The 24,581-nt window shown below is 59.5% G+C and carries 20 protein-coding genes; 11 read left to right on the top strand and 9 right to left on the bottom strand.

All coding sequences use genetic code 11. The annotated features are described in order from the left end of the window. Positions 1-219 precede the first annotated feature (219 nt). The 6 genes from BFP96_RS18310 to BFP96_RS18335 all read right to left on the bottom strand — a co-directional run bounded on the left by BFP96_RS18310 (position 220) and on the right by BFP96_RS18335 (position 9,069). The gene (locus tag BFP96_RS18310; protein WP_065936758.1) at positions 220-504 is read right to left on the bottom strand and encodes a YceK/YidQ family lipoprotein; all 285 of its coding nucleotides are present in this window, start codon (positions 502-504) and stop codon (positions 220-222) included. Next, on the bottom strand, positions 497-1,126 hold the full coding sequence (gene ubiX, locus BFP96_RS18315) for a flavin prenyltransferase UbiX (RefSeq protein ID WP_065936759.1): 630 nt from the start codon (positions 1,124-1,126) through the stop codon (positions 497-499). The genes BFP96_RS18310 and ubiX overlap by 8 nt, the downstream gene beginning before the upstream one ends. After that, positions 1,123-2,472 carry a UDP-N-acetylmuramate:L-alanyl-gamma-D-glutamyl-meso-diaminopimelate ligase gene (gene mpl, locus BFP96_RS18320; RefSeq protein WP_065936760.1) on the bottom strand — a complete coding sequence of 450 codons (1,350 nt, stop codon included), beginning with the start codon at positions 2,470-2,472 and terminating at the stop codon, positions 1,123-1,125. Before mpl ends, ubiX begins: the two co-directional genes overlap by 4 nt. A gap of 133 nt (positions 2,473-2,605) precedes the next feature. Next, entirely contained in the window at positions 2,606-3,679 is a 1,074-nt protein-coding gene (locus BFP96_RS18325) for a hypothetical protein (RefSeq protein WP_139113421.1), read from the bottom strand. Positions 3,680-3,779: 100 nt separating this feature from the next. Next, positions 3,780-6,965, bottom strand: a complete 3,186-nt coding sequence (locus BFP96_RS18330; protein WP_139113422.1) for a hypothetical protein — start codon at positions 6,963-6,965, stop codon at positions 3,780-3,782. 184 nt (positions 6,966-7,149) lie between these two features. Continuing rightward, a complete protein-coding gene (locus BFP96_RS18335) occupies positions 7,150-9,069 on the bottom strand; it encodes a sigma-54-dependent Fis family transcriptional regulator (RefSeq protein ID WP_065936763.1) in 1,920 nt (639 codons plus the stop codon). 269 nt (positions 9,070-9,338) lie between these two features. On the opposite strand from BFP96_RS18335, the gene BFP96_RS18340 reads away from it, so the two are divergent. From BFP96_RS18340 to BFP96_RS18380, 9 genes are all read left to right on the top strand, one after another. Continuing rightward, positions 9,339-10,859, top strand: a complete 1,521-nt coding sequence (locus tag BFP96_RS18340; protein WP_065895154.1) for an acetaldehyde dehydrogenase ExaC — start codon at positions 9,339-9,341, stop codon at positions 10,857-10,859. Between the two features lie 207 nt (positions 10,860-11,066). Continuing rightward, entirely contained in the window at positions 11,067-12,500 is a 1,434-nt protein-coding gene (eat, locus tag BFP96_RS18345; RefSeq protein ID WP_065895153.1) for an ethanolamine permease, read from the top strand. A 63-nt stretch (positions 12,501-12,563) separates the two neighbouring features. Beyond that, a complete protein-coding gene (locus BFP96_RS18350) occupies positions 12,564-13,958 on the top strand; it encodes an ethanolamine ammonia-lyase subunit EutB (protein ID WP_065895152.1) in 1,395 nt (464 codons plus the stop codon). Continuing rightward, positions 13,955-14,788: an ethanolamine ammonia-lyase subunit EutC gene (gene eutC, locus BFP96_RS18355; protein ID WP_065895151.1), complete on the top strand. Its 834-nt coding sequence runs from the start codon at positions 13,955-13,957 to the stop codon at positions 14,786-14,788. Before BFP96_RS18350 ends, eutC begins: the two co-directional genes overlap by 4 nt. Before the next feature lie 91 nt (positions 14,789-14,879). Continuing rightward, on the top strand, positions 14,880-15,338 hold the full coding sequence (locus BFP96_RS18360; RefSeq protein ID WP_056861944.1) for a GNAT family N-acetyltransferase: 459 nt from the start codon (positions 14,880-14,882) through the stop codon (positions 15,336-15,338). Between the two features lie 302 nt (positions 15,339-15,640). Next, positions 15,641-16,297: a DedA family protein gene (locus BFP96_RS18365; RefSeq protein ID WP_065886818.1), complete on the top strand. Its 657-nt coding sequence runs from the start codon at positions 15,641-15,643 to the stop codon at positions 16,295-16,297. A gap of 6 nt (positions 16,298-16,303) precedes the next feature. Next, positions 16,304-17,119, top strand: coding sequence for a M90 family metallopeptidase (locus BFP96_RS18370; RefSeq protein WP_065936764.1), 816 nt, complete (start codon positions 16,304-16,306; stop codon positions 17,117-17,119). 109 nt (positions 17,120-17,228) lie between these two features. Next, positions 17,229-17,756, top strand: a complete 528-nt coding sequence (gene ppa, locus BFP96_RS18375) for an inorganic diphosphatase (protein ID WP_049711351.1) — start codon at positions 17,229-17,231, stop codon at positions 17,754-17,756. 211 nt (positions 17,757-17,967) lie between these two features. Next, a complete protein-coding gene (locus BFP96_RS18380) occupies positions 17,968-18,738 on the top strand; it encodes a LexA family transcriptional regulator (protein ID WP_065886816.1) in 771 nt (256 codons plus the stop codon). 293 nt (positions 18,739-19,031) lie between these two features. Here the strand turns inward: BFP96_RS18380 and BFP96_RS18385 are convergent, their stop codons facing one another. Next, complete coding sequence (locus BFP96_RS18385; RefSeq protein ID WP_065895149.1) at positions 19,032-19,268, bottom strand: hypothetical protein; 237 nt, start codon at positions 19,266-19,268, stop codon at positions 19,032-19,034. Positions 19,269-19,773: 505 nt separating this feature from the next. Between BFP96_RS18385 and ycaC the strand changes: the two genes are divergently transcribed. Further along, positions 19,774-20,406, top strand: a complete 633-nt coding sequence (ycaC, locus tag BFP96_RS18390; protein ID WP_057724871.1) for an isochorismate family cysteine hydrolase YcaC — start codon at positions 19,774-19,776, stop codon at positions 20,404-20,406. Between the two features lie 55 nt (positions 20,407-20,461). Here the strand turns inward: ycaC and BFP96_RS18395 are convergent, their stop codons facing one another. Then, on the bottom strand, positions 20,462-21,385 hold the full coding sequence (locus BFP96_RS18395; RefSeq protein ID WP_065936765.1) for a nucleotidyl transferase AbiEii/AbiGii toxin family protein: 924 nt from the start codon (positions 21,383-21,385) through the stop codon (positions 20,462-20,464). Next, the gene (locus tag BFP96_RS18400; protein WP_065936766.1) at positions 21,375-22,139 is read right to left on the bottom strand and encodes a type IV toxin-antitoxin system AbiEi family antitoxin; all 765 of its coding nucleotides are present in this window, start codon (positions 22,137-22,139) and stop codon (positions 21,375-21,377) included. The genes BFP96_RS18395 and BFP96_RS18400 overlap by 11 nt, the downstream gene beginning before the upstream one ends. 484 nt (positions 22,140-22,623) lie before the next feature. Between BFP96_RS18400 and BFP96_RS18405 the strand changes: the two genes are divergently transcribed. Further along, positions 22,624-24,581 (top strand): RHS repeat domain-containing protein (locus BFP96_RS18405; protein WP_256549119.1); only part of this gene is annotated, 1,958 nt, incomplete at its 3' end.

Here is a 24,581-nt window from a genome sequence, read left to right on the forward strand (position 1 = left end):
GAGGTGCCGAGTGGTGGGGCAAGAGCGTTTTGCTTACTTTTGCGCTTTTCAAAAGTGAGCCGCCGTAAGGGCGGAACCCATAGCAGCCGTGACCGCAGAAACGGATATGTACTCGGTCCAATCCAACATCCCGGCCAGCCCAGAGGCCGCCATCGAGGGCAAGTCGAATCGTCGCACCGCCCCTCCCACATTGGTTTTATGGTGTTGTTGAGAATTGCGTTACAGGCCGCCGGTGGCGTTGAAGCCGACGCCCAGCACGGTCAACAACGACAGTGGCAACAGCAGCGTATCGAGCAACGCACTGGCGGGCAGGTCGATATGGGGATAGGTGGGGGCCTCGGCGCCAAACCTGTCCCTGGCACAGCAGCCGCCGTTGATCGCGTACATATCCAGCCGGGTCCCGGCGTACACCACTGGCGCGCCCGGTTGCGCCGCATCCAGCGTACGCGCGGTGGCGCAGCCGGTCAGCTGCAGCGCCAGCACCAGCAACAGCGCCTTATTCATCGCCACTCAAGTGATGCTCGCCCCACCGCGGCAGCATGTCCTGGGGGATATTAAGCAGGTTGAGAATACGCGCCACCACAAAGTCCACCAGGTCATCGATGGTTTGCGGCTGATGATAGAAACCCGGCGATGCGGGCAAAATGGTCACCCCCAGGTTCGACAACTTGAGCATGTGCTCCAGGTGAATGCTGGAATAAGGCGCCTCGCGTGGCACCAGGATCAACTGGCGCCGCTCCTTCAAGGTGACGTCCGCCGCGCGCTCGATCAAGTTGTTGCACGCGCCGGTGGCAATCGCCGACAGGGTGCCGGTGGAGCATGGCACCACCACCATCGCCGCCGGCGCACCGGAGCCGGAAGCGACCGGCGACATCCAGTCCTCTTTGCCGTACACCTTGATCTGCCCCGCCGCCGCGCCGGTGTATTCGGTGAGGAAGGCTTGCATCATCTGCACCTTGGCCGGCAGCTCCACGTCGGTCTCGGTCGCCAGCACCAACTGCGCCGCCTTGGAGATCAGAAAGTGCACCTCACGGTCTTCACGCACCAGGCAATCGAGCAGGCGCAGGCCATACGGCGCACCGGACGCGCCGGTCATCGCCAGGGTGACACGTTCCGGGCCGCTCATTGGAGCGCCTCAGCCAGCTTGCCGTGCAAGCCGCCGAAGCCGCCATTGCTCATGATCACCACGTGGGTGCCCGGCCTGGCCACGTGTTTGACGTGCTCGATGATGCCCTCCAGCGAGTCGCATACCTTCGAAGGCACGGTGCACAGTGCGGCGATAGCCGGCAGGTCCCAGCCGAGGTTGGCGGGCGAATACCACACCACTTGGTCGGCATCATTCACGCTTTCAGGCAGGCCATCGCGGTGCGCCCCCAGCTTCATGGAATTGGAGCGCGGCTCGACGATGGCAATGATTTGCGCATCACCGACGCGTTTGCGCAGGCCATCCAGGGTGGTGGCAATTGCCGTGGGGTGGTGGGCAAAGTCGTCGTAGATGGTAATCCCGTTCACGTCGGCGACCTTTTCCATGCGCCGCTTCACGCTTTTGAATGCGCTCAATGCGGCGATACCTACGGCCGGCGTCACGCCCACATGCCGCGCAGCCGCCAGGGTCACCAGGGCATTGGCGACGTTATGCTGACCGGTCATACCCCAATCGACCACGCCTTGGCCCACGCCTTCGAACAGCACTTCAAACCGCGAACCGTCGTCACTGAGCAACTTGACCTGCCATTGCCCGCCGACGCCAGTGGTTTGCACCGGGGTCCAGCAGCCCATGTCGATCACACGCTGCAACGCCGGCTCGGTGGTCGGATGGATCACCAGGCCTTCGCTGGGAATGGTGCGCACCAGATGATGGAATTGCCGCTCAATGGCCGGCAGATCGGGGAAGATGTCGGCGTGATCGAACTCCAGGTTGTTCAGGATCGCCGTGCGCGGACGGTAGTGGACGAACTTGGAGCGCTTGTCGAAAAAGGCGCTGTCGTATTCATCGGCCTCAATCACGAAAAACGGCGTGTCGCCCAGGCGCGCCGACACCGAGAAATTCTGCGGAACGCCGCCGATCAGAAAACCCGGGCTCATGCCCGCGTGCTCCAGCACCCAGGCCAGCATGCTGCTGGTGGTGGTCTTGCCGTGGGTGCCGGCGACGGCCAATACCCAGCGGCCCTGCAGCACGTGATCGGCCAGCCACTGGGGGCCTGAAACGTAAGGCAAGCCTTTATTCAGCACGTATTCGACCGCCGGGTTGCCGCGCGACATGGCATTGCCAATCACCACCAGATCCGGCACCGGGTCGAACTGCGAAGGGTCGTAACCCTGGGTCAGTTCAATCCCCTGCGCCTGCAATTGCGTGCTCATCGGTGGATAAACATTGGCATCGGAGCCAGTGACGTGATGGCCCAGCTCTTTGGCCAGAACCGCCATCGAACCCATGAACGTGCCGCAGATACCCAGAATATGAATGTGCATAGTTGACCTCGTAAACATCGAGGCAGGTTAGCGTAGGGTGGGAAAGTTCGCACGCTTTAGCTGAGGGCGAAACACCCGTCGCGGCGATACGACGGGCGCGCAGGCTGGGTTGGCGTGGCGCCGGCCACCAGGGCTATTGGATGGTCAGCAACCGCTGCAAACCGTTCCCTATCGGCGAAACTGGCGTATTGGACTTAGGCGCGGGTGTGATGCTCATGGTCCCCAGCAAGGCAGAAAGCGCGGCCATGCGGCTCTCCAAATCGATCACACGCGCCTTGATGTCATCTTTTTCAGGCCCCGTGGACGCCGGTTGAAAATCAATTTTCCGGGCCTTGGCCTCTTTGCCCAGCTCCCTCTCGACATAGCCAATCATGGCCTCAAGCGAGTCGAGGCGCTCGTCCCTGGTTTGCATCACCCATTGCAGGTTCGGCCCGACAAGCCGCTCTCCACGCAGTGTCGACAAGGTGTTGACCAACAGAAAAGTTGCGTTCTGCGCGTACTCGACGAGCCGCCCTTCTTCGATGCTTTCCGGTGTCACGGGTGCAGGCGCCGGATTGATCAGTGGCTTGAGCGCTTCGTTGACACTCCCGACAACGATCATGCCGATCGAGGTCACAGGTACGCTGATCGCCGTCGTGATCGCTGCGGTCTTGAGCAGGGTCGTGTTGGTCGGCGGCAGCGCGGTCTCTTTGGCCTTGACCGCCGTCTTGGCATTCTCTTCAAGGGTTCGCGCAGAAAAAGGCTCGACATCCTGCCCATTGACACGGCCCGGACTGGGCTGGCCGAACAGCTGGTCGCGGATGTGCGCATCCCTGGAGGCTTGCCAGGCTTTTCGCTGTTTTTCGACATACGCGGCCATTTCGGGCGTTTGCCCGGCGCCTGAGGCGGCGTCTCCCGCCTGCCGGGTGCCACTGGCGTGCCCTGGGCCGTCGAACCCGTTCACTTTGGCGTCCACAAAGCCTTGATCGAACTTTTGGTAGCCTGTTTCCACGCCACTGCGTGTAGTGCCTGCGAGGTTGGGCGCGTCAACCCGTGTCGGGCTCGGCATACTCTCTCTGGAAGCGCCCCTCAGAAGGCCGCCAATGACCTCACCTACTTTTGAACATTTTATCGTTCGATACGATTTTTTATGATTGATACGCCCTTTGAATACAATCGAAGTGCGGACAGGAAGTAACGCCGTTGTTATTGTTGTTGAACGTTTCATCGTCATTCACCTTAGTCAGGATAGATACAAAGCATTCGCGCTCCCTGTCGAATGAATATTAAACAATGGAAAATCGTGGCTATCTGAACACGTCCGTGTATCAGCGTTGCAATGAACTCACCGCACCAAATTGTGCCAACTGAACACCGAACGGCGTTTTAGTGACAACGTTATAGGCATACCAGGCGCCTTTCTTGAAGACGGCCACGGCAGGTCGCCATACATTGTCCTCAGCTGCGTGAAAAAACCCTTTTACAATATCGCCCTCCTTATAGATTTTAGTAACATCATAACTTCCGTAATGGCCTCTCAAACGTGACAACACATCGTGACCCTTTTCAATCAGGTACTTCGTATCCTTATAACCGGCGCGTGCGCCTTTATTTAAGTTCTTCGCAATATCGACTGAGTCGGTATAACCTACGGACGCCCCCACACCCGCCACGACAGCGCTTTTAATTGTATTCAGAACACCTCTGCCCGCCTTGGCGGCTTTGCGCGCGGCATTCGCACCGGGAATGACAAAGCCGAGAATGTCGAAGCCGAGATTGAATATCGCCCCGCCTACATCACCTTTGATAGCGTCCTGAATACCGTCATAAAAAGGCACGAGGCTCAGAAAAAAACCCTTCAGTTCTTCGTCGTAAGCACGCCCTTTTTCAATCTCGGTGACGCCCGCCGCCGCCTTCTGCAGGCCGCCGTAGTCCTTGGTGAAATAACCACCCGCCAGGTGCGCGAGTGCAGCCGATTTATCAGAAAAGTAGTCACCCTGGTTTTTCCCATCCGGTGCAGGATCGCGCGTTTTATCCGTTAGCCCATATTGCTTGTAGGTATGCGGCAAACCCGGAATGTAACCTTCGTTCCCCCCTCCAAAATAGGAGCGATCATCCAGGTCGATCCGCCCGCCCGGAAAGCCGTCTTCCTTGACGATCTTGCCTTCGGCGGGAAAGTAACTGTAGGCGCTGACAGTGCCGTCAGGCTCCACCACTTTCATCAACAACCCGTGCCTGCCCTTGAGCGCTTCAAGTTCCTGCGCCGTGGGCGTTGGAGGCAGGCATTCCCTGGGGGTGAACAACCCGGAGGTACAAGGCCCGCTCTTGGTATAGGCGCGGGACACCTCAAAAAAACTGACGTCCGATTGGCTGATACGCACCCTGTCCGCCATGGGCAGCAGTGACAGCTGATATTTGAACTGGATAGCCCAGGCACTTTCCTGAACCTTGCGATACTCCTGAAATTTCGCTTTAAACACTTTATTGATGTCAGGGGTCAATTCAGACAGACGCGACTTCAAACGCTCATAGGGAAAACGCTGCTCATCCTTGGATATCCAATAGTCCGGTTGAATGGGCCCCGTCATATAAATATCCAACAACGATATCGGCTTATGCTTCACGGAGGCCTGCTGCATCACCTCGAGCGTCGGGTCCACGTCCGGAAATACCCGTTTCAACTCTGCCAGCGCCAATTCCCGTCGTGTCGTCGGCGGCGTTTTCATGGCATTACTCGCCCAACGAAGTTCTTTTTGCTGCTTGTTGAGTGCCTGTTGCGCCTGCTCGGCCTGCGCATCCGAATAAGTGTGCGTCGGGCTGGTGTCGATAACACGGTTGGCAATGCCCCAGGCAATGATCGAATCGCGTGCGGCGAACTTCAGTTGATCCTCATCCTCGGTGGACACCGGCGGCGTATTACCGAAAGCCATCACCTGGCTGAAGGTCATGTTTGCGGTCGCGCCAGGCACTTGCTGCTCTATGCGCGCCACCTCTATACAAAAATTCGCCCAGGTGTGGGAGCCGTAGACCAAATTGGGCGGGATGTCTTTCACCACAAACTCAGGGGCTGCCGCCGATAATAAAACCCGTGCGGCGACAGCGGCGGCCTCGTTGCCGACCCGGCCGGCGAGGTGCGCCGTAAAGCGCTTGACGATCTCTGCCGAAGACGCGCCCGCGTTATCAACGCTATACAGGTTGTAGCCCGCCAGGTTGAACCGCGACTTGCCCAAGCCAGGATCGAGTTCCTGGACCAGGGCCACGCCAAGACTTTCAATCGCGCTCGTGGGGGTGTCGACAACCTTGAGCACCTCCCGAATCAACTTGCCCAGCCGCAGGGCCTCGGGTGTGCGCAGGAGCTGGTCGAGGGCGATTGACGGATAATCAGCCATGGCCTTTCTGAGGTTGGCTGGAAGATGACTGATCAAGCGACTCAAGAGGCTGTCCGTTCCAGGCTCGTTCGCCGTACCTGGCGCGATCTGCGCCTTTACAAGCTTTCCCATCTTGCGCAGCGAAGTAGACGACAGCCCCTGCCCGATGTGCCTTACGCCACCTGAGTCCACGCCCGGCGCCCTGTGTGCCAGGTCAAAGGACAGTGCCGAGGCCAACGCATGAGCCTGGGCACTGTTCGCGGGCATTTTGTAGCCTTCCAGCTTGAGCATCCGGGCAAGGCTCAACGTTTTGCCCGGCTCTCGATCAAACAATGCAGAGCGAGGATCGATGGGCACGTTGCTCTGCTCCAGGTCGACACGCCCCTCAGCGTCATCGACCAAAGCGTTCAATGCGCTCATCAGCCTGTGCCGATTGGCCTCATCGCCCAGCGCCTGCCGATGCGCCGCCAGCGCCGCGTCGGAGTGGGTCGACAGGTGACGCTCATCCAGATTGAAGCCGGGATTATCCGTGAACTGTTTGCGGCGAACGCTGGCTTGGCCGCCGTCAAAAAGATCAGGCGCCTTGTAGAATTGCGCGACCAGCGGCATCGACACGCCGCCCTGACCGCTCCCTGGGTATCGCACCGCTTGACCGTGTTCGGGGGCGAATACCCTGCCCAGGGCCAGGAGCGTGCGGGAAACATCAGACCAGCCTGAATCGTCTGACAAATAAAAGGTTTTGGGCCGACCGTCTACATAACCTTTTATTTCCCCGCGCGCAGGAATCAGCGTCAGATAGCGCGTATCCAGCCCCTGCTTGTTAGCCCAGGCTGAAAACCCTTCGCTTTTGAATGCACTCTCCAGTTGGGCATACCAGCGCGCCACCGTCGAGTGCGGCGGGACCTGCACATCGGGTGGCCGAACTGACGTTCTATAACGACCGTCGAGCAATAAGGAGGCGAATGAACTGGCGACCTCGGCATCGGCCTCGGCGCGACTTGTTGAAGGCGTTTCACTTGTTTCAGTCGCAGGGTGGTCTTTATCAATCGCGGCGCCGCCCCTATGATTTGTATGGCCTTCGCCTCGTTCAGCCAGTGAACTGAAGGACGCTGTTATTGGGTACGTATACGTCGTTGGAATACTCATCATCCACCCTGAATACAGTGTTCAATTTTCTAAACAACCGAAGCTTCAATGTACTCAATGAGTGGGACAAACATGCAAAATACGCGACATTTAAAATCGACATAATATTGCTGAACCCAACAACTTACACACCCCCATTTACTTATTAACCAGGGCGCCTGTAAAACTTCAAAACCACTGTAGGCTAAACTACCGAACCTCGTGAAATTTCATACTTGCGCAACTTGCGGTACAACGTATTACGGCTGACGCCCAAGTGCGTTGCCGCATGGCTCATATGCCAGTGCTGTTGCTCCAGCGCGGCCAGCAGGGTTGACCGCTCGGCTTCTTCAAAGGGGGACAGCGAAGAAACACTTGAGGGAGCGTCATGAGTAGGTGCGTGACGGATCATCGGCGGTAAATTTTCCGCAGCGACCTTCCCGTTTTCGCACAGCGCGACCAGCGTGCGCAATACCGTACGCAACTGTCGGACGTTGCCAGGCCAGGCAAACGCCAACAACGCCTCGCGCGCAGCCGGCTCCAGGTAGACAGCCTGATCACCGGCTTCCTGTACCAGCAGCAGGTCCAGCAGCTGTGATTTGTCAGTGCGCTGACGCAACGCCGGTAGCGCAACTTCCAGGCCATTGAGCCGATAATACAAATCCTCGCGGAAGCCGCCGTCCTCTACCCGGGCCAGTAGGTTGCGGTGGGTAGCACTGATAATCCTGACATTTACGGCTCGGGGTTCGCCACCGATCGGCACCACCAGGCGGTCTTCCAGCACCCTGAGCAGTCGCGTCTGCAAGGCCAGGGGCATGTCGCCGATCTCGTCCAGAAACAGCGTGCCGCCATCGGCCTGCTGCAGCTTGCCTTGCATGCCCTCCTTGCGCGCGCCGGTAAAACTGCCGCCGCGATAGCCGAACAATTCGCTCTCGATCAGGTTTTCCGGGATAGCGGCGCAGTTGAGGGCAACGAAGGGTTTGTCGGCACGCTGGCTGGCCAGATGGACCGCCTTGGCAAAGGCTTCCTTGCCCGAACCGGTTTCCCCATTAACCAGTAACGGCACGTCACGCTCGAACACCCGTACAGACTGGCTGAAAGCCAGCCGCAGCGCCGGGTCATCCAGGCAGACGCCGGGCAAGCGCGAACGGCCGGGAACAGTCGGCTTGGCGCTGGGCGTCGGGGCCGGGCGCCCCTGCCCGCGTAACGCCGCGAACAACTGGCGGCCATCGCGGGTACGCAACGGCCAGCCGGCCGTGGGGTTGGCGCTGGCGCGCCCCAGCAACTGATCCAGGGAACAGTCGAAAACCGCTTCTACCGGCTGGCCCAACAAGCCGCCACGCAACTGCCCCAACAGGTTCAGTGCGCTCTGGTTGAGCGCACAGATGCGCCCTTCGCCATCAAACGCCAACAGCCCTTCACTGAACAACCCGACCGACTCCGCCTGCAGATGAAAGCGCAACAACCAGTGCTGTTCGAAGTGGCGCAAAAAGTAGCAGCTTTCAATCATCTTGGCCGACAGGTTGACCAACGCCATGGTGTGGAACTGACTCTGGCGCGACACGGCTTCGCGGGCCGACGACACATCCAATACCGCCAGCAACTCACCATGGGGGTCGAACACCGGGCTCGCCGAACAGGTCAGCCCGGTATGGCGACCGCGAAAGTGCTCGTCACGGTGGATGGTCAGGGATTGGCGCTCGACCAGGCAGGTGCCGATGCCATTGGTGCCTTCGCAGGCTTCGCTCCAATCAGCGCCCAGCCACAGCCCGGCGCGCTCGAAAATCCTGCGTTCGGAGGGCGCGGTGACGCAGTTGAGGATCACCCCGCGCGCATCGGTGAGCAGCACGGCGTGGCCCGCGCCCGAGAGCTGCTGGTGCAGGCTGTTCATTTCGGTGCCGGCGATGTGCAAGACCTGGCGCAGGCGTTCGCGGCTTTCCAGCAAGCGGCCATGCTCAAGCACGGTGGGGGCGACGGTCAGCGCAGGGTCGAGGTGGTAGTCCTCCAGGCAACGCAACCAGGAGCGGGCGATGGACGGGTCGCTGCCCGGTCCGTGAGGCGGCTCTTGCCCACGGGTGACGGTGAGAACCTGCTGGGCATGGCGACTGAAATGATCGTTGTGCATGTTCTTATTATTCTCCCTGCGTGAGAACGCCCAGCATCCCCCAGGCACCCGGCCATTGCAATCCCGAGCCGACCCATCGGTCACTGGCTGTACCGTTTATGGCACACACTGTCACCCGCCTGTATCGATCCGGCCACAGTCATGCCGTGTAAACAAAACCAAACCCTTGATTTACCTGGCCCGCACCCAGTGGCCCGACCTTTGCTCTACGCTTTATAAAGCGCTTGCCGCGCTGACTCCGATAAACATAAAAGCAGGAGATGCCCACCATGCGTTATGCACACCCCGGTACTGAAGGCGCCATCGTTTCGTTCAAGGCCAAGTACGGCAACTACATCGGTGGCGAATTCGTTGCGCCGGTCGATGGCAATTACTTCACCAACACTTCGCCGGTCAACGGCAAGCCCATCGCAGACTTCCCGCGCTCCACCGCCAAGGACATCGACAAGGCGCTGGACGCCGCCCATGCCGCCGCTGACGCCTGGGGCAAAACCAGCGCCCAGGACCGCTCGCTGGTACTGCTGAAAATCGCCGACCGCATCGAACAGAACCTCGAACTGCTGGCCATCACCGAGACCTGGGACAACGGCAAGGCCGTGCGCGAAACCCTCAACGCCGACATCCCGCTGGCCGCCGACCACTTTCGCTACTTCGCCGGTTGCATTCGCGCCCAGGAAGGCAGCAGCGCCGAAATCAACGAACTCACCGCTGCCTATCACTTCCACGAGCCGCTGGGCGTGGTCGGCCAGATCATCCCGTGGAACTTCCCCTTGCTGATGGCCGCCTGGAAACTCGCCCCGGCCCTGGCCGCCGGTAACTGCGTAGTGCTCAAGCCGGCCGAGCAAACGCCGCTGGGCATCAACGTGCTGATGGAACTGATCGGCGACCTGCTGCCGCCCGGTGTACTCAACGTCGTGCACGGCTTCGGCAAAGAAGCTGGCGAAGCCCTGGCCACCAGCAAGCGCATCGCCAAGATCGCGTTCACCGGCTCAACGCCAGTGGGTTCGCACATCATGCATGCGGCGGCCGAGAACATCATTCCGTCCACGGTTGAGCTGGGCGGCAAGTCGCCGAACATTTTCTTCGCCGACATCATGAAAGCCGAACCGCAATTCATCGAAAAAGCCGCCGAAGGCCTGGTGCTGGCGTTCTTCAACCAGGGCGAAGTGTGCACCTGCCCATCCCGCGCGCTGGTGGAAGAGTCGATCTACGACGACTTCATGAAAGTGGTCATGAAGAAAGTCGAGTCGATCAAACGGGGCGACCCGCTGGACACCGACACCATGGTCGGCGCCCAGGCGTCCGAGCAGCAGTTCGACAAGATCCTGTCCTACCTGGAAATCGCCAAGGGCGAAGGCGCGCAACTGCTCACCGGCGGCAAGGTGGAGAAGCTCAGCGGTGACCTGGCTACCGGCTATTACATCCAGCCGACCCTGCTCAAGGGCACCAACGAAATGCGCGTGTTCCAGGAAGAAATTTTCGGCCCGGTGGTGAGCATCACCACCTTCAAGGACGAAGCCGAAGCCCTGGCGATTGCCAACGACACCGAGTTCGGCCTGGGCGCCGGCCTGTGGACCCGCGACATCAACCGCGCCTACCGCATGGGCCGCGCGATCAAGGCCGGCCGCGTGTGGACCAACTGCTACCACCTGTACCCGGCCCATGCCGCGTTTGGCGGTTACAAAAAATCCGGCGTAGGGCGCGAGACGCACAAGATGATGTTGGATCACTACCAGCAGACCAAAAACTTGCTGGTGAGCTACGACATTAATCCGCTGGGTTTCTTCTAACCCACAACACCCTCCCACCTTTGCAATGCAATCAAAGGTGGGAGGGGGGTTGCCCCTGATTGCAGTGGATCAGCCAACACTGAATTGATTGATACACCGCCATCGGGGGCAAGCCCCCTCCCACATTTTGGATCTGCATAAGTATTTGCGATGCGCATTCGGCACACAGAGGCCGAGTTAAAACAATAAGAATGGAAGGTACTTCCCATGCCCAGCGAACCCACAAATTCTTCCGTCGACTTCGAAAAAGTCGACTCCCAATACTTCCAACAACGCGAACTTAAAAAAGGCGCCGCCGGCTGGGTGTTACTGGTTGGCCTTGGCGTCGCCTATGTCATCTCCGGCGACTACGCCGGCTGGAACTTCGGCCTGGCCCAGGGCGGTTGGGGCGGGATGTTCCTCGCCACACTGCTGATGGCCACCATGTACCTGTGCATGTGCTTTTCCCTGGCCGAACTGTCCTCAATGATCCCCACCGCCGGCGGTGGCTACGGCTTTGCCCGCAGCGCGTTCGGCCCCTGGGGCGGGTTCCTGACGGGCACGGCGATCCTGATCGAATATGCCATCGCCCCCGCCGCCATCGCGGTATTTATCGGCGCGTATTGCGAGTCGCTGTTCGGTATTGGCGGCTGGATGATCTATTTGGCGTTCTACATCATCTTTATCGGCATCCACATCTTTGGCGTGGGTGAAGCGTTGAAGTTGATGTTCGTGATTACCGCCATCGCGGCCATCGCGCTGGGTGTGTTCCTGGTAGCGATGGTGCCGCACTTCAACGTCGCCAACCTGCTGGATATCCCGCTGAGCGACGCCAAGGGCGCCAGCAGCTTCCTGCCGTTCGGCTACGTTGGCGTGTGGGCGGCGATCCCCTATGCGATCTGGTTTTTCCTCGCGGTAGAGGGCGTGCCACTGGCTGCGGAAGAAACCAAGAACCCCAAGCGCGACCTGCCACGCGGGCTGATCGGCGCGATTGTGGTGCTGACCAGTTTTGCCCTGTTGATCCTGGTGATCGCGCCCGGCGGTGCGGGCACTTACGCGCTGATCAAATCCGGCAACCCGCTGGTGGAAGCCCTGGCATTGGCCTACGGCGGTTCGACCTGGATGGGCAGCTTCGTCAACCTGGTGGGCCTGGCCGGCTTGATCGCCAGCTTTTTCTCGATCATCTATGCCTATTCGCGGCAGATATTCGCCTTGTCCCGTGCTGGCTACCTGCCGCGCAAACTGTCCCAGACCAACAAGAGCAAGGCACCGGTACTGGCGTTGGTGATTCCCGGGATTATCGGCTTTGGCCTGTCGCTGACCGGCCAGGGCGATCTGCTGATTCTGGTGGCGGTGTTCGGCGCGACCATTTCCTACGTGTTGATGATGGCCGCCCACATCACCCTGCGCATCCGTCGCCCCAAAATGGATCGCCCGTACCGCACGCCGGGCGGCATCTTCACCTCGGGCGTGGCGCTGGTACTGGCCTGCGTGGCCGTGGTGGCGGGCTTTCTGGTGGATCCACGGGTGGTGATTGGCGCTGCGATCATCTATGGAGTATTAATTGCTTACTTTGCTTTCTACAGCCGGCATCACTTGGTAGCAGGCACGCCGGAAGAAGAGTTTGCGGCGATCCAGGCCGCAGAGGCCGCCTTGCACTGATTGCCGAAAACCTCGACGCGGGCGGCGTTTCCAGGTCCGCCCGCGTCATTCAGGAGACACTGTATGGCAAGCTTTTCCCACGCGGTGGGTGCACACACCTACCGCTTCGACAGCCTCAAGGATGTGATGGCCAAGGCCAGCCCGGCGCGTTCCGGGGATTTCCTCGCCGGTGTTGCCGCACAAAATGACGGCGAACGGGTGGCCGCGCAGATGGCGCTGGCGAATATCCCGCTCAAGCACTTCCTGCAGGAGGCGCTGATTCCTTACGAGAGCGATGAAGTCACCCGATTGATCATCGACACCCACGATAAACAGGCGTTTGCACCGGTCAGCCACCTCACCGTCGGCGGCCTGCGCGACTGGCTGCTCAGCGACGCGGCTGACGAACAGTCCCTGCGTTTATTGGCACCGGGGCTGACACCGGAAATGGCCGCCGCCGTGTCCAAAATCATGCGCGTGCAGGACCTGGTACTGGTGGCGCAGAAGATCCGCGTGGTCACCCGGTTTCGCGGCACCCTCGGCCTGCGCGGGCGGCTGTCCACGCGCCTGCAGCCCAACCACCCCACCGACGAACCGGCGGGCATCGCCGCCAGCATTCTCGACGGCCTGCTCTACGGCAACGGCGACGCGATGATCGGCATCAACCCGGCCACCGACAGCATCGCCTCGATCTGCGCCATGCTGGAGATGCTCGACGCCATCATCCAGCGCTACGACATTCCCACCCAGGCCTGCGTGCTGACCCACGTCACCACCTCCATCGAGGCGATCAACCGTGGCGTGCCGCTGGACCTGGTGTTCCAGTCGATCGCCGGCACCGAGGCGGCCAACGCCAGCTTCGGCATCAGCCTGAGCCTGCTGCAGGAAGGTTACGACGCGGGCCTGAGCCTCAATCGCGGCACCCTGGGCCAGAACCTGATGTATTTCGAAACCGGCCAGGGCAGCGCCTTGTCGGCCAACGCGCATTTTGGCGTCGACCAGCAAACCTGTGAAACCCGCGCCTACGCGGTGGCGCGGCACTTCAAACCGTTTCTGGTCAACACCGTGGTCGGCTTTATCGGCCCCGAGTACCTGTACAACGGTAAACAGATCATCCGCGCCGGTCTCGAAGACCACTTCTGCGGCAAGTTGCTCGGCGTGCCGATGGGTTGCGACATCTGCTACACCAACCACGCCGAAGCCGACCAGGACGACATGGACACCCTGCTGACCCTGCTCGGCGTGGCCGGGATCAATTTCATCATGGGCATCCCCGGCTCCGACGACATCATGCTCAATTACCAGACCACCTCATTCCACGACGCGCTGTACGCGCGCCAGACACTGGGATTGAAACCGGCGCCGGAGTTCGAACAATGGCTGGCGAAAATGGGCATCTTTACGCAGAAAGGTGGCAAGGTGCACTTTGGTAACAGCCTGCCACCGGCGTTTCGCCACGCTCTGGCGCAATTGGGATGAAGGAGCCGACCGTGCAACCAGAATTGCCTGACAACCCATGGCTGCAACTGCGCCGCCTGACCCCGGCCCGCATTGCCCTGGGCCGCACCGGCACCAGCATTCCGACCAACGCCCAACTGGACTTCCAGTTCGCCCACGCCCAGGCGCGAGACGCGGTGCACCTGCCCTTCGATCATGAAGCGCTGAGCCGCCAATGTGCCGAACGCGGCCGCGACAGCCTGTTGCTGCACAGCGCCGCCACCGACCGGCATACCTACCTGCAACGCCCCGATCTTGGACGCCGCTTGAGTGATGAATCGGCCCAGACCCTGCGCGACTATGCGGCAGCCCATCCGAATGGGATGGACCTGGCGATCGTAGTAGCCGATGGCCTGTCGGCGCTGGCCGTGCATAAACACACCGCGCCCTTTCTGACACGCCTGGAAGAACAGACCCACGCTGAAGGCTGGTCCTTGTCACCGGTGATCCTGGTAGAGCAGGGCCGTGTGGCAGTGGCCGACGAGATCGGGCAACTGCTCGGCGCCAAAATGGTGGTGATCCTGATCGGCGAACGGCCGGGGCTCAGTTCGCCGGACAGCCTGGGGCTGTATTTCACTTACAACCCCAAGGTCGGCCTCACCGACGCCTACCGCAACTGCATCTCCAATGTGCGCCTGGAAGGCCTGAGTTACGGCATGGCGGCCCATCGCCTGCTGTACCTGATGCGCGAGGCCTGCCGCCGGCAATTGTCCGGGGTCAATCTCAAGGACGAGGCGCAGTTGCAGACGATTGAATCAGATGACCCGGACTTGATGAAGGGCAATTTCCTGCTCAGCCCACCCGTAGACTGATCGCCGCACGATTGCGCTTTTTCGTGGCTTTAGGCAGCATCAAGCGACGACCGCGCGCGTGGTCATACCCATTTGGAAGTTGAGGCCTGGCATGCGGATTACTCAAGCGACCCTGGAACACCTGGACCTGCTCACCCCGCTGTTCGTCAAATACCGCGAGTTCTATGGGGCCCTGCCGTTCCCGGACTCGTCGCGGGCCTTCCTGGAAAAGCGCCTGCGCCGCAAGGAATCGGTGATCTATCTGGCACTGGCCGATGATGATGACAAGCGGCTGCTGGGGTTCTGCCAGCTCTATCCAAGCTTCTCTTCGCTGTCGCTCAAACGGGTGTGGATCCTCAACGACATCTATGTGGCAGAGGACGCGCGCCGGCAACTGGTCGCCGATAACCTGATGCGCACAGCGAAGAAAATGGCCAAGGAAACCCACGCGGTGCGGCTGCGGGTATCGACCAGCAGCGATAATGACGTGGCGCAGAAGACCTACGAGTCCATCGGTTTTCGCGAAGACACCGAATTCAAGAACTACGTGCTGCCGATCAGCGAGGACTGACCCTCAAACACCAAAATCCCCTGTGGGAGGGGGCTTGCCCCCGATGGCGGAGTGTCAGTTAACGAATCTATCCCTGCCCCACCGCCATCGGGAGCAAGCCCCCTCCCACATTTTCAAACCGAGCCCCACCGCTTCACAATTTCACGACACTCCCCGCTACAAAAGCCACACGCTTTTCACTATTCAATCCGTATAATGCGCACCTCTCAGGGTTGTAAGAATCTCGACATACACGTGTAGCCTTATTTCCCGTCGTTCCCGCACTGGCCTGCTGAGCCGGGCCATTCACACAGGTGCCATCCATGGATTTCAACCCGCTTGACCTTATCCTGCATCTCGATGTTTACCTCGACATGCTGGTAACCAATTACGGTCCGTGGATCTACGCCATTCTGTTCCTGGTGATTTTCTGCGAGACCGGCCTGGTGGTCATGCCGTTTTTGCCGGGCGATTCGTTGCTGTTCATCGCCGGTGCCGTGGCCGCAGGCGGCGGCATGGACCCGGTATTGCTGGGCGGCCTGCTGATGCTGGCGGCCATCCTCGGCGACAGCACCAACTACGTGATCGGGCGAACGGTGGGCGAACGCTTGTTCAGCAACCCGAACTCGAAAATCTTCCGTCGCGACTACCTGCAAAAAACCCACGACTTCTACGACAAGCACGGCGGCAAAACCGTGACCCTGGCGCGCTTCCTGCCGATCCTGCGCACCTTCGCGCCGTTCGTCGCCGGCATAGCGAAAATGCCCTACCCGCGCTTCTTCGGGTTCAGCGTGCTCGGCACCATTCTCTGGGTCGGTGGCCTGGTGACCCTGGGCTACTTCTTCGGCAACGTGCCGTTCATCAAGAAGAACCTGTCGTTGCTCGTCGTGTTCATCATCCTGCTGTCCCTGGTGCCGATGATCATCGGCGTGGTGCGCAGCCGCTTTGGCCGCACCTCCTCCGAAGCCAAACCACACTGATCGCCCGTGTGGTCCCTCAGCGCCTGGCGTCGCCGGCGCCTGCTGGCCAAGCACCCGATTGCCGATGACACCTGGCAGCGGGTGCGCCACCACCTGACCTTCCTCGACGGCCTCACAACCGAGCAAGACCAGTGGCTGCGCGAAGCCTGTGTGCTGTTCCTCGCCGAAAAACACCTCACCGCCCTGCCCGGCGTCGAACTGCACCAGGAACAACGCCTGCTGCTCGCCGCCCAGGCGCAACTGCCGCTGATGAACCTGGGCGACCTCGACTGGTATCAGGGCTTCCATGAAATCGTGCTGTACCCCGACGACTTTCTCAGCCCGCAGCGCCATCGCGATGCCAGCGGCGTGGAGCACGAGTGGGACGGCGAACACAGCGGCGAAGCCTGGCAGCAGGGCCCGGTGATACTCGCCTGGCCCGGGGTACTGGCCAGCGGCCAATGGGAAGGCTACAACCTGGTCATCCACGAGCTGGCGCACAAACTGGACATGCTCAACGGCGACGCCAACGGCCTGCCACCGCTGCACAACGACATGCGCGTGCAGGACTGGGCCGGCGTGATGCAGAGCGCCTTTGACGACCTCAATCGCCAACTGGACGCCAACCCCGACGCTGAAACCGAGATCGACCCCTACGCCGCCGAAAACCCGGCGGAATTCTTTGCCGTCACCAGCGAATATTTCTTCAGTGCCCCGGACTTGCTGGTCAATAGTTATCCACAGGTGTACGCCCAACTCAGCCGCTTTTACCGCCAGGATCCCCTGGCCCGCCTGACCCAACTGCAAGCCCGCGACCCGCGCTACCAGCCGCAGGGCGAATGACCGTACGACGCTTGGCGCATGGCATCGGCGTCAGAATATGCCTATAATCGCCGCCACTTTTAGGCCAATCCGGCCATGTCACATGGCCAACTAACGGGGGCAACGCCCAATGAGCTACAGCAAGATTCCGGCTGGCAAAGACCTGCCGAACGACATCTACGTCGCCATCGAAATTCCGGCCAACCACGCGCCGATCAAATACGAAATCGACAAAGACAGCGACTGCCTGTTCGTTGACCGTTTCATGGCCACCCCAATGTTCTACCCGGCCAACTACGGTTTTATCCCCAACACCCTGGCCGACGACGGCGACCCCCTCGACGTGCTGGTCGTGACCCCTTACCCGGTCACCCCAGGCTCGGTCATCCGCGCTCGCCCGGTCGGCATCCTGAACATGACCGACGACGGCGGCGGCGATGCCAAAGTCATCGCAGTGCCACACGACAAGCTGTCCCAGCTGTACGTCGACGTGAAGGAATACACCGACCTGCCGCCCCTGCTGCTGGAACAAATCAAGCACTTCTTCGAGAACTACAAAGACCTCGAAAAAGGCAAATGGGTGAAGATCGACGGTTGGGGCGACGCAGAAGCCGCCCGCGCCGAGATCATGAAGTCGGTGGCCGCCTACAAAGGCTGATACCCGCGCCTCATTGCCACGGCAATCAAAAAGCCCCGATTATTCGGGGCTTTTTTGTGGGGAAAATAAACATCAAGTTCAGCGCTTAAGTTTAGACGTTCAACTAACCAGCAACCCTGAAGAATAAAGCTACAACTAAGCAAAAACCTACACGCGCAAATCAACGCATGGTTTATTTGAATGGTTTTCCCGGCCAGTAAACTCTGTGTTCATGAATACATCAGGTGATCGTTTAAAAGCGCTACTACGGGAAGTTCATCTTTCCGCCTCCGACTTCGCCAAGAACCGCGGCGTCACGCCTCAGCACGTGAACAACTGGTTCAAACGCGGCGTCCCCATGGGCCGACTCAACGAGATCGCAGAACTGCTGTGCGTCTCAAGTCGCTGGCTAAGCGACGGCCGCGGCCCCAAACACCCGCCCGCCAACTACCTGTTGGAAGCCCCCACCGCAAGGATTGCACCCGCCCGCGAAGACATCGGCAAATACCTCACAGGCCCCGCCTGCCGCCCGGAAAACAACGACGTGGAAATCCCCCTCCACCCCACATTCACCTCAACCGAACGCATCCGCGTCACCCAACACACCCTCCAGACCCTCAACGTAAAACCCGACCGCGCCGTGGGCGCCTACATGGTCGACAACAGCATGATCGACATCATCCAGCAAGGCGCCACCCTCGCCATCGACCGAGGCCGCACCCAAATCATCGATGGCGAAATCTACGCCGTCGAACACGACGGCATGCTGCGCATCAAATACCTCTACAACCGCCCAGGCGGAGGCTTGCGCATGCGCAGCCACAACGCCGGTGAACACCCGGACGAATACCTCACCTACGACGAACGCTTCGAGCAGAACTTCCAGATCGTCGGCTGGGTATTCTGGTGGTCCACCCTCAACAACCGCCGCCCACCCGTCCCGCTGGATGACCACCTGCTGGGCTGGGAAGGCGCTGAACCGGAACCGGAGGTGGGCAACTGAGGTGAATATGGGTATCATGCGCCGCACATTTGGCAGGGAATGGTTTTAAGCTGTTGCCCTGCCAGGCGATGCGGAGGAGTTCCCGCGGATGCCCCTACTATTCAGCCCGACGCAATGTGGGCTGAGCGATTTGAAGGCTGGTGAGGTTTGTCAAAAACAAGCTGAGGCAGTCACAGAGAAGCCGGCCATAAGCCGGCTTTTTAATGCCCGCCAATCTCGGCTCAATTGTCCAACAGCCGCTGGACAATTGAATGATCAAAAGAGGCCGCTCAGCGACTTGCCGGCCTTGCGCGTCATGGGGCCTGCAAACACGCCACAGCCCGATCGGCCACCATTCTGGCCATCTCCACCAAATGCATCACCGCCCTCTGCGGCGCAGCCACTGGCTCGCCGAGCACCTGCGACGTGGCCAGCGCACAATGCAGCAGCTCAGCCACCTGCACCCAGGCGTCCTCGAAGCTCAGTTCTTCATTGACGGTAAACGGATTGGTCACAGCTGATGACGGTAAATCCGAACAAACGTTATCCATAGCAAAACTCCAATCGATAATTTGGAGCTGCCACTTTCCGCGACTAAACAAAAGGCGGCAGCTGTACGCAGGTTAGTCGACCGGTCGATTGGTAACCCGGCGCACCCGGAGGTGCCCTGCGCACAGCCACCATAAGATGCAGGCGATGGGGTGCCTGACTCATGAATTGCTTATGCGCCAATCGAATCCGGGCGACTAAACCCGGTCACTGAATGTGCAGTGACAATCCGCAGCCTAGTCACCCATTCCCGCTGGCGCAATGCGGTTGGGATTCTCTCGGAAACGTCCTGCAAATGAAAGGGATAGGACCTGCTGGCCATTCAAAGTCAAATCCCCCATCGCTCTTCACATTGATTTTGTGCAACAGACTGCTGCACTAACCATCGTCCTGTTCAAGTTGACAGTAAGACTCATCACAGCCGATTTATCCCTCATCAACCACCCATTAATCTGTGCCCATGTTGAACACAACGCCCAACCAACCTAAACAAAAAAGGATTCAACCATGAGCACTCCAACCTACAACCGCCTCAATAAAGACGACGCCATCGTACTGCTGGTCGACCACCAGACCGGCCTGATCTCCCTGGTGCAGGACTTCTCCCCCAACGAGTTCAAGAACAACGTACTGGCCCTCGCCGACCTGGCCAAGTTCTTCAACCTGCCGACCATCCTCACCACCAGCTTCGAGCAAGGCCCCAACGGCCCGCTGGTGCCGGAGTTGAAGGAGATGTTCCCGGACGCGCCGTATATCGCTCGCCCAGGCCAGATCAATGCGTGGGACAACGAAGACTTCGTCAAGGCGATCAAGGCCACCGGGCGTAAGCAGATCATCATTGCCGGTGTAGTGACGGATGTGTGCGTAGCGTTCCCGACCTTGTCGGCGCTGGCGGAAGGGTTCGAGGTGTTTGTGGTGACGGATGCGTCGGGCACGTTCAATACCACGGTGCAGCAGGCAGCTTGGAGCCGGATGACCCAGGCCGGTGCGCAGCTGATGAACTGGTTTTCAGTGGCGTGTGAGCTGCACCGCGACTGGCGTAACGATATCGAAGGCTTGGGGAATCTGTTGTCCCAGCGTATTCCCAACTATCGCAATTTGATGAATGGGTATGCGGCGTTGACGGCTCAGCAGAAATAAGTAAACCCAGCGTTAAGAAAAGCCTGCTATGAAAGCGGGCTTTTTCACGTCATGCCTACCCTGCCAACAATTGCTCAATCACCGCTTCCAGCTTCGCCACGGCTTCCGCCCGTTTTGCAGCAGGTATTTGCCTGACGTTATGCAATTTCCATTGCACGGCAGGCAAACGATCTATTTCCGGCAGATTCAACGTCGTCCAGTCAGGCTCTCCCTGTTTGATCGAGATCAGGAAGGCGGCATCCTGCTCACTGAATTGTTGGCGGATCGCGGCTAACAACGCCTCTCTGGTCGCTTCCAACTGGTCAAGTGTGACGGGCTCTCGCGTCATGCCGGCGAATTCAGCCTGAAACGCGCCCGCTAATGGCTTCCAGCGGGGCGCAAGCAATTCAGCCATGGGCCGGCTGTGGCTGATCAGATACACCAGAAAGCCCTCGAAGATTTCACGTGTCAGCCCTTGCTCCCGAAGCATCCACATCACGTCGAAAAGGTCTCTGGGATGTTGCCGATCCAGTGCAGCGCAGATTTTGCCGCCATACAGGTCTGGCAGGGACACCACGGCCATCGAAGCGAATCCGAACGCTTCCTCGACCAGCGGCACTACGTCACGCGCCAACGGTGGATGGACGGTGCCGCGCAGCACTGGCGAAACTTCAATCTTGATTTGGGCCTGGGCGTTCCTTACGAGAATCCGAAGCTCATCGTCTCGATTTCCTTGAATGGTGGCGACGGCTCCGGGAAGGCCCCGCCCTATCGCCTCGGTAATCCGCTCCAGGGCCTGGCGAGCGTCGACCAATGCCTGCTGACGATCAGCGCTGGGCAGATACGCCAGGTCTATATCCACCGACAATCGAGGCAGGTCACGTACGAACAGGTTAATCGCCGTGCCTCCCTTCAGCGCGAAACATCGTTCTGCCGCCACGTAAGGAATGACCTGCACCAGCAGACGAACCTGAGCGGCATAACGTGGATCAAGTGGCATTGGCAAAACGCTCCGGAACGGTAATAAGGAACTCTTTATCGAGTCGACCGCCCCGGATGATTTGCCGCTTGCCCTTGCCTGGATCAATGCTGGAACGGTCTATTCGCTCGTACCAGGTATGAGCCGCATTGCGCGCCAGCACAAAGAACACACGTTTGACGCGGATGGAGTTGCACGCTTCAAGCAGCTTCTGCAGGCGCCTGGGGCTCAACGTGGTAAGACCGTTCATCACATCGGCTACACCGCTGAACAGCATCTCGTCGGCGCTTTGGTGAATAAGCTCGAGCACCGCACGTTCCGGGGTGGAGATTTTTAGCGCGAATTGGCGGTAAGGTATTTGGAAAACTTGTAACGCCATATCTTCCAGCCCTGTGAAGAGCGCGCCCGGATGGAAGTTCATCTGCGCTTCCCATTCATGCTTGCGAAACCAACCGGGAAGAACGGCGCCTGAGGTGCCAAATAAATCAACGGTTTCTTTTCCAAACGTCAGGTAATGACTGTAACCGGCCAGGCTCAACGCCGTCGCGCCGCCCGGCCAGGTCTGCATCGTTGCACCCTGTTGCAATGCGAAAACACCGCCGTGCCAGTCGACACTGTCGCCGGTGCGTTTCCAGGCGCCGTGGCCCACACGCTCTACCCAGCCTGTTTGCTGATATTTCTGAATGAGGTTGGGGCCGACTCCCTGCTCGTGAAGCCATGCCTGAGTGACGATCGTGCCCGACGGCCAATCTGCGAGAAGACGGTTTATTTTCATGAAAAATATATCCCTATAAGGGTATTTATAGAATGAATATTAAACCATGATGCCGCTTCGGGGATCACTTTCTCCGCCTTTTATTGTCACCTAATAGTAGGCAGTAAGACTCCCTCCACCCCGATTTATCCTCCATCAACCACCCATTAATCTGGGCCATGTTGAACACAATGCCCAACCAGCCCAAATAAAAAAGGATTCAACCGTGAACACTCCAATCTACAACCGCCTCAACATTAGCCGCGCAAATCGCCGAGTTGCAGCGGATGTAAGCCGGTTTGAATGCGTTTGAAACCCAGCTGAAAGGCGCTCAAGGCACTGTTCGTCAATCAGCAGCGTCGCTATCTGAAGTGCTCCGGGGGCACACGTCGACATCGAAAATTACCCGCCTTTTGTAAGCGCAATCTGATTTTTCAAACCGCTCATCCAGCCGCCTTTCGCTGCGGCAGACTCCGACGCCTTGCCTTCTGCCGAGACGTCATGGATGACCCACGCTGCCCACATCACCTCGATCGAATATGAGCTGGATACTTTCCATCAGAGCCTGACGATTTATCGCCAGCAAATGGGTGCCTGGTATTCCCGGGCACTGGATTCGGTGAGCCATGCTGCGGATATGCCGTCGTTGCTGGGGATGGACCGGGTGTTGCGGGCCGGGGATTCGCAGCAGTCGGTGAGCCATACCGACGCGGATTTTTCTACTGTGGCTCGTTGCCCGGTGGGCGGCGTGCTTAAGATCCAGAGCAGGTTCGAGTCGCTGTATGACGTACCGATTGGCGACATCCCCGTTGAGGTGACCCGCCTGGATGACGGCAGTTCAGCGGTGATCATGCTCGATGAACACGGCGAGGGTTCGCACGATTGCGCCGCCGGCGGGCGCTATCAAGTTCGGGTTCAAGGCGGTGTTTCAGCGCAGCAAGTGGATGCCTTGTTTGCCTCTTATGCCGGGCTGACAGCAGATCTGGAGCAATGGCTGCGCGATCAGTGGAAGGACTTCAAGCCGCATTGGCAGCAATCCACGGCCAGTGCAATTGGCAGCGGCATACTGGCGGGCAGTAGGGCGGCGATCGGTGAGGTGTGGGACAGCATAAAGCTGGTGCAGTCGATCCTTGAAGATCCGTTGCAGTACGTAGAGCACTTGGGAGCCCAAGCAGCCAAGTTGGCGCAAATCGCCAGCGATGCCCCCAAAATCATGGAACACGCGATGTTGCTGGCCAGTGATGAGGCGGCACTGTTCCTTCTGGTGCGCACCGCGTTGGTCTGGCTGGACGCATTGCCGCCGGGCCAGATCGCGCAAGTGGCTGCAGGGTTGATCGTGTCGCTGCTGATTGACCTGGTGATTGGCGCGGTACTGACCATCGCCTTACCGGCGGCGGGTGTGGCGTATTTGAGCTTGCGGCTGGGCAAGTATGGCGCTCGGATTGTTGATGCTGCGGTTGGCTTCATACAGAGCATGCTGGCGATTCTGACCAAGTTTATGCAGGCGGTGGATCGCTATAAAGCGGTGGCGGTTCGAGGGGTGGTCGGTGGGCTGAAGCAGGGCACCCTACAGATGCGCTGGAAGGCTCGGCAGAACGCAGTGCTGCGGCAGAAAGAGCATGTAGATGATGTGTCTGCCGTGGCTTCGAATCCGAAGGGCGATGCAGCGGCTTCTGCGGACAAGACCGTTACCCACGGTTGCCCGGTGTCGATGGTCACCGGCGAGGAACTGCTGACCCTGACCGACGGCGCGCTGGATGGGATCTTGCCGTTCGAGTGGACGCGCTTGTACCGCACCAGTGCGGTGGAAGTGGATTGCGGGTTGGGGTTTGGCTGGAGTCATGCGCTGGCGCACAGGCTTTCTGTGTCGGGCGATTCGGTGGTGTGGACCGACCATGAGAATCGCTCGACCACCCTGCCCTTGCCGACGGCGGCTCGGCCGGCGATTACCAACAGCCTGGCGGAAGCGGCGATTTATTTGGGCTCTGTTCCCGACGAGTTAGTACTGGCCCAGTCTTCCCGGTTTTATCACTTTTGCGACGGCGTGCTGACGGCGATCAGCGATGCGTATGCCAACCGATTGCACATTTTCCGGGATCGGTTGGGGCGTATTGAGCGACTGGATAACGGTGCCGGGCGCTCTTTGCTCTTGCGCTACGCGCTGGGTCGGATTGTGGCGGTGGACTACCAGGTTCATCGCGCCAAAGGCCATGAACCCTTCGTGTGGGTGACCGAGCAGAACGTCGTTTCCTACGCCTACGACGATGCTGGACGACTGGTGTCGGCGACCAATGCCGTCGGTGAACGCGAGGTTTATCGGTACGACGAACAGCACGTCATTCTTGAGCGGCAGTTGGCCGGTGGGGCGGGTTTCTTTTGGGCGTGGGAAAGGTCTGGTAAAGCCGCGCGCTGTGTCCGGCACTGGGCCAGTTTTTCGCAGATGGACACGCGCTATGTATGGAG

The sequence above is a fragment of the Pseudomonas sp. 34 E 7 genome (genome assembly GCF_900005715.1).
Classification (GTDB): Bacteria; Pseudomonadota; Gammaproteobacteria; order Pseudomonadales; family Pseudomonadaceae; genus Aquipseudomonas; species Aquipseudomonas orientalis_A.

Coding starts and splice junctions, on each gene's coding strand:
- BFP96_RS18310 (WP_065936758.1), bottom strand. CDS start 504: ATGAATAAGGCGCTGTTGCTGGTGCTGGCGCTGCAGCTGACCGGCTGC.
- ubiX (WP_065936759.1), bottom strand. CDS start 1,126: ATGAGCGGCCCGGAACGTGTCACCCTGGCGATGACCGGCGCGTCCGGT.
- mpl (WP_065936760.1), bottom strand. CDS start 2,472: ATGCACATTCATATTCTGGGTATCTGCGGCACGTTCATGGGTTCGATG.
- BFP96_RS18325 (WP_139113421.1), bottom strand. CDS start 3,679: ATGAAACGTTCAACAACAATAACAACGGCGTTACTTCCTGTCCGCACT.
- BFP96_RS18330 (WP_139113422.1), bottom strand. CDS start 6,965: ATGAGTATTCCAACGACGTATACGTACCCAATAACAGCGTCCTTCAGT.
- BFP96_RS18335 (WP_065936763.1), bottom strand. CDS start 9,069: ATGCACAACGATCATTTCAGTCGCCATGCCCAGCAGGTTCTCACCGTC.
- BFP96_RS18340 (WP_065895154.1), top strand. CDS start 9,339: ATGCGTTATGCACACCCCGGTACTGAAGGCGCCATCGTTTCGTTCAAG.
- eat (WP_065895153.1), top strand. CDS start 11,067: ATGCCCAGCGAACCCACAAATTCTTCCGTCGACTTCGAAAAAGTCGAC.
- BFP96_RS18350 (WP_065895152.1), top strand. CDS start 12,564: ATGGCAAGCTTTTCCCACGCGGTGGGTGCACACACCTACCGCTTCGAC.
- eutC (WP_065895151.1), top strand. CDS start 13,955: ATGAAGGAGCCGACCGTGCAACCAGAATTGCCTGACAACCCATGGCTG.
- BFP96_RS18360 (WP_056861944.1), top strand. CDS start 14,880: ATGCGGATTACTCAAGCGACCCTGGAACACCTGGACCTGCTCACCCCG.
- BFP96_RS18365 (WP_065886818.1), top strand. CDS start 15,641: ATGGATTTCAACCCGCTTGACCTTATCCTGCATCTCGATGTTTACCTC.
- ppa (WP_049711351.1), top strand. CDS start 17,229: ATGAGCTACAGCAAGATTCCGGCTGGCAAAGACCTGCCGAACGACATC.
- BFP96_RS18380 (WP_065886816.1), top strand. CDS start 17,968: ATGAATACATCAGGTGATCGTTTAAAAGCGCTACTACGGGAAGTTCAT.
- BFP96_RS18385 (WP_065895149.1), bottom strand. CDS start 19,268: ATGGATAACGTTTGTTCGGATTTACCGTCATCAGCTGTGACCAATCCG.
- ycaC (WP_057724871.1), top strand. CDS start 19,774: ATGAGCACTCCAACCTACAACCGCCTCAATAAAGACGACGCCATCGTA.
- BFP96_RS18395 (WP_065936765.1), bottom strand. CDS start 21,385: ATGCCACTTGATCCACGTTATGCCGCTCAGGTTCGTCTGCTGGTGCAG.
- BFP96_RS18400 (WP_065936766.1), bottom strand. CDS start 22,139: ATGAAAATAAACCGTCTTCTCGCAGATTGGCCGTCGGGCACGATCGTC.